This is a genomic window from Kitasatospora putterlickiae, assembly GCF_039527695.1.
GTDB classification, from domain to species: Bacteria; Actinomycetota; Actinomycetes; order Streptomycetales; family Streptomycetaceae; genus Kitasatospora; species Kitasatospora putterlickiae.
Map to the genome: position 1 here is coordinate 499 of NZ_BAAAKJ010000391.1, position 5,013 is coordinate 5,511.

The window sequence follows — 5,013 nt, forward strand, 5'->3', positions numbered from 1 at the left end:
CCCTCACGAGGGGGACCGGCGGTCGCGGCGTACCGGCGGCGAGCGGGCGGGTCAGCCGCGCACGACGGCCTCGAAGGCGTGCAGGTACGGGTTGACCGGGCGGACCTCCCGCACGTCCAGCCCGGCCTCGGTCATCAGCCGGACCATGCTCGCCTCGGAGTGCTTGGCGCCGCCGACGTTGAGCATCAGCATCAGGTCCATGGCGGTGGTGAACCGCATCGAGGGGCTGTCGTCGACCAGGTTCTCGACCACCACCACCCGGGCGCCCGGACGGGCCACCGCGACCACGTTCGCCAGGGTGCGGCGGGTGCTCCCGTCGTCCCACTCCAGGATGTTCTTGATGATGTAGAGGTCGGCGATCACCGGGATGTCCTCCCGGCAGTCGCCGGGGACCAGCCGGGCCCGGTCGGCGAACGCGCCTCCCGTACGCAGCCGGGCGTCGGCGCCGGCGACCACCTTGGGCAGGTCGAGCAGGGTGCCGTGCAGCGCCGGGTGCTTCTCCAGCAGGCTGGCGAGAACGTGGCCCTGGCCGCCGCCGATGTCCACCACCGAGTCGATGCCGGTGAGGTCGAGGTAGGCGGCGAAGTCGGCGGCGGACTGCCGGCTGGAGGTGGTCATCGCCTTGTCGAAGACCTTGGCCGACTCACCCCCGTCGCTGTGCAGGTAGTCGAAGAACTCCTTGCCGAACAGCTCGGGGAAGACGTTGCGTCCCGAGCGCACCGCCTCGTCCAGCCTCGGCCAGGCCTCCCACGTCCACGGCTCGGTGCACCACAGGGAGATGTAGCGGAGGCTGTTCGGGGCGTCCTCGCGCAGCAGCCGGGACATCTCGGTGTGGGCGAAGCGGTCGCCGTCGAGCTCCTCGAAGATGCCGTAGCAGGTGAGGGCGCGCAGCAGCCGGCGCAGCTGCCGGGGCTCGGTGCCGAGGTCGGCGGCGAGGTCGGTGACGGTGGCGGGGGTGTCGCCGAGCGCGTCGGCGGCACCGAGCCGGGCGGCCGCGCGGACGGCGGCGGCGCAGGCGGCGCCGAAGACGAGCTCCCGCAGGCGCATGGCGGCCTGTGGGGTGGTGGCGGGTGCGGTGGTCATGGACCGTTTCTCTGCTTTCTGCGGGAACGGAAGGGCGCGGGGGCTTCGAGGTGCGGCGGGAGCGGCCGGTCAGCAGTGGCCGACCGGCTCGGAGACCGAGCACTGGTTGCGGGCGAAGGCGTTGTCGGTGCCGGTGTCGCGGTCGGCGAGGTCGGCCGGGCTGTTGCCGAGCACGAGGTTGTCGGCGACCGTGTTGCGGGCGTTGGCCACCCCGACCACGCTGTGGACGAGCACGACGCCGCCGGAGAACGGCGAGGCGCCCACGTTGTCGCGGACCTCGTTCTCCGTCACCGACGTCTCCTCGGCGCCGGTGAGCACGATGCCGGCGCCCTGGATGTGGTCGAGGCGGGGGTTGGGCGGGCAGTAGCGGTTGTTGGCGACGACCTGGTTGCGGGTGACGGTGAGCGCGCCGGCCCGGGGCACGCCCTCGTCGCCGACGACGAAGACCCCGCCGCAGTTGCCGCGGATCTGGTTCCGCTCGATGCTCAGGTCCCGCAGCCTGCGCACGGTGACGCCGATCCGGTTGTCGGTGAGCCGGTTGCCGCTGACCAGGGTGCCGTCGGTGGAGACGGCGCCGCCCTCGCTGTCCACGGAGTTGGCGAGGAAGACGCCGGACTGGCCGTTGCGGGTGGACTCGTTGGCGGTGATCACCCCCCGGGTGGACTTCTCCTGGCTGATGCCCTGCTGCGCGTTGTCGTGGACGTAGGTGGCGCGGACGGTCAGGCCGGTGGTGCCGGTGGCGTTGATGCCGTTCTTGCGGAAGCCGGTGACGGCGAGCGCCTCGATGGTGACGCCTTCGAGCGGCCGGGCGTCGGTGCCGACCACGCAGAGGCCGTGGCCGGCGGTGGAGCAGGCCGCGGCGAGGTCCCCGGCGGAGGCGGCGGACGTGGCCGGCGCGGGTGCCTCGGCGGGTGCGGGTGCCTCGGCGGCGGGGGGCGCCGCAGCGGCTGGGGCGGGGGCGGGTGCGGCGGCGGCCGCGTCCGCCGACTCGGCGGGGAGGATCACGCTCGCCGGCCCGGCGCCGCGCAGGGTGAGGCCGGGCGTGGTGATCCGGAGGCTCCCCCGGTACTCGCCGGGGAGCAGCTGCACGGTGTCACCGGGGAGGGCGGCGTCGAGCACCCGCTGAATCGATTCTCCGGGTGGAACCACGTGCAGTTCGCCGGAGGCGTGCGCGGGCGCGGCGCCGACGGCGGTGAGGACGGTGGTCAGGGCGGTGGTGGCGGCGGCGGTGGCCGCGGCGAGGTGGTGAACCCGTCGCGTGGGCATGGGTGATGACCTGTCTTTCTGGCACGCCGCCGCGTGGGAGCCCCGACGCGCTCGTGGGGGCCATCGGCACGGTGACGCAAGGTGAGCGGGGGATGACGGCCGGTGGGGTGTCGGCCGAATCGACGCTAGGGGCGCGCGGGTGCCCCCGCCACCAGGGTTGGGCTGCCGGGCTGACGGGGCGTCGGACCGGGCGTGTCCGGGGCCGGCCCAGGAGGAGTCCAGGGCGGGTCCGGGACGGCGCGCGGTGGTGGCCCGTCAGCTCGTCGCCGCTCCCAACCGGACCGGCAGCTCCGCGAGGTGCCAGGCGACCGGATTGGGGCCGCGCCGCACCTCGGCCGGCGCGACGGCGAGCGCCAGCCCGGGGTGGTGGCGCAGCAGGGCGCCGAACGCGGCGACCGCCTCCTCGTGGGCGAGCACCGCCCCGAGGCAGCGGTGGGCGCCGTAGCCGAAGCCGAGGTGGACGTCGTGGTGCGGGGCGGTGGCGCGGCCCAGGTCGAGCCGCCCGGGGTCGGCGAAGACCCGGGGGTCGTGGTTGGCCCCGGCGAGGATCGGCATCACGGCCTCGCCCTTGCGGATGAGCCGCCCGGCCAGCCGCACGTCCTCGGTGGCGTAGCGCGGCAGCGCGCCGAGCGTCGGTCCGCACCAGCGCATCAGCTCGTCGACGGCGGCCGGGAGCAGGCCGGGGTCGGCGCGCAGCCGGGCGAGCTGTTCGGGGTGGGCGAGCAGGGCGGCCGTCCCGTTGCCGATCAGGGTGGCCGTGGTCTCGTGGCCGGCCACGATCAGGTTGAGGATGAGCGAGACCGTCTCGACCGGGTCCAGGGTGGTGCCTTCGGCGGCGGCGAGACGGGAGGCCAGTCCGTCGTCGGGTTCGGCGCGCCGGCGGTCGATCAGCTCGCGGGCGGCGGCGACCATCGCGCGCAGCGCGTCGTCCAGCCCGGGGCCGGCGCCGCGCCCGAGGTAGGAGCTCCAGGCGCGCCACCGCGGCCGGTCCGGCTCGGGGATGCCGAGCAGCTCGCAGATGACGGCCACCGGCAGCGGGTAGGCGAAGTGGGCGACGAGGTCGACCACGCCCTCGGCGTCGGCGTGCTCGCGCAGGGCGCGGGCGTGCTGGTCGGCGAGCCGTTCGATCCCGGGCCGCAGCCGGCCGACGGTGCCGGCGGTGAAGGAGGGGTGGACCAGGCCGCGCAGCCGCCGGTGCTCGGCGCCGTCCGCGTCGAACACGCCGGCGCGCAGGTACTTCTCGCACTCGGGCGGCAGGCCGCGCGCCCGCCAGACCTGGGCGGTGCGGTGGGCGGGGCAGGCGTCGGGCACGGTGGCGGCGTCGTTGACGAAGCGCGGGTCGGCGAGGACGGTGCGGACGTCCTGGTAGCGGGTGACGATCCAGAACGGCTCGACCCCCGGGATGGTGCCCCGGGCGAGCGGGGACCGCTCCCGGATCCGCGCGAAGGTCTCGAACGGGTTCCGCACCAGCTCCGCGTCCCGCAGGTCGACCGTCTCGACCGGCGGGACGGGCTCGGTGGTGGTCATGCGTGCCTCCTCGGCTGTCGGGGCCCTCGCGAAGGGCCGCTCTCGCGGAGGGCCCGCGCGAACGGCTCTCACGAACGGCTCTCACGAACGGCTCTCACGAAGCAGGACGGGACCCGCGCCACCCGGGGAGGACCGGGGTGCGCCGGTTCACCCGATCGGGTGGGAGTGGCCGGGCGCGGGAATCCGGGCGGCCGCATGCCATGCTCGGAGCCATGAGCACCGCCACCGCCACCCCCGTGGTCCCCGCGCCGACCGCCGCCGCGCCGGGCCCGTCGTCCCCGGCCGCACCCCGGCCGACCGAGCGCAACCCGATCGGCGCCCACGTGCCGGTGGCCGCCCGGGGCCTGGCCGGGACCGGCCTGGCGTACGCCCGCCGGGTGGGCGCCCAGACGGTGCAGGTGTTCGTGGCGAACCCGCGCGGCTGGGCGACCCCGGCCGGAAACCCGGCGCAGGACGAGGAGTTCCGCACCGCCTGCGCCGAACAGGCGATCCCCGCCTACGTGCACGCGCCCTACCTGATCAACTTCGGCTCCGACACCCCGGCCACCCGCGAGCGCTCGGCCGCCTCGCTGCGCCACTCGCTGCTGCGCGGCCACGCGATCGGCGCGCTGGGCGTCGTCCTGCACACCGGCTCGGCGGTCGGCGCGGCGCCGGACGGCGGCTCGCGCCGGGCCGAGGCGATGGCGCAGGTCCGGGCGGACGTCCGCCCGCTGCTGGACGAGCTGGACGCGCTCGGCGACGACGCGCCGTGGCTGCTGCTGGAGCCGACCGCCGGCCAGGGCCGTTCGCTCTGCTCGCGGATGGAGGACCTCGCCGGGTACCTGGACGCGCTGGACGGCCACCCGAGGGTCGGGGTCTGTCTGGACACCTGTCACGCCTTCGCGGCCGGCCACGACCTGGCGGCGCCGGGCGGCGTCCGGGAGACGCTGGACGCACTGGTCGCGGCCGCCGGGCCGGGCCGGCTGCGGCTGATCCACGCCAACGACTCCGAGGACGCCGTCGGCGCGCGCAAGGACCGGCACGCCAACATCGGCGACGGTCTCATCGGCGCCGAGCCGTTCCGCGAGCTGTTCGAGCACCCGGCGACCGCCGGGGTCCCGCTGATCGTGGAGACCCCGGACCGCAAGCACGGCGGCG

Annotated in this window: 4 protein-coding genes; 1 reads left to right on the top strand and 3 read right to left on the bottom strand. The window is 75.7% G+C overall.

The genetic code is table 11. From position 1 onward, the window contains the following. Nucleotides 1–51: 51 nt before the first annotated feature. The 3 genes from ABD308_RS33830 to ABD308_RS33840 form a co-directional block, all read right to left on the bottom strand. Nucleotides 52–1,083, bottom strand: coding sequence for a methyltransferase (locus tag ABD308_RS33830; protein WP_344343560.1), 1,032 nt, complete (start codon nt 1,081–1,083; stop codon nt 52–54). Nucleotides 1,084–1,152: 69 nt separating this feature from the next. Continuing rightward, a complete protein-coding gene (locus ABD308_RS33835) occupies nt 1,153–2,349 on the bottom strand; it encodes a right-handed parallel beta-helix repeat-containing protein (RefSeq protein ID WP_344343562.1) in 1,197 nt (398 codons plus the stop codon). Between the two features lie 255 nt (nt 2,350–2,604). Continuing rightward, on the bottom strand, nt 2,605–3,876 hold the full coding sequence (locus ABD308_RS33840; protein WP_344343564.1) for a cytochrome P450 family protein: 1,272 nt from the start codon (nt 3,874–3,876) through the stop codon (nt 2,605–2,607). A 212-nt stretch (nt 3,877–4,088) separates the two neighbouring features. Between ABD308_RS33840 and ABD308_RS33845 the strand changes: the two genes are divergently transcribed. Further along, nucleotides 4,089–5,013 (top strand): deoxyribonuclease IV (locus ABD308_RS33845; protein WP_344343566.1); only part of this gene is annotated, 925 nt, incomplete at its 3' end.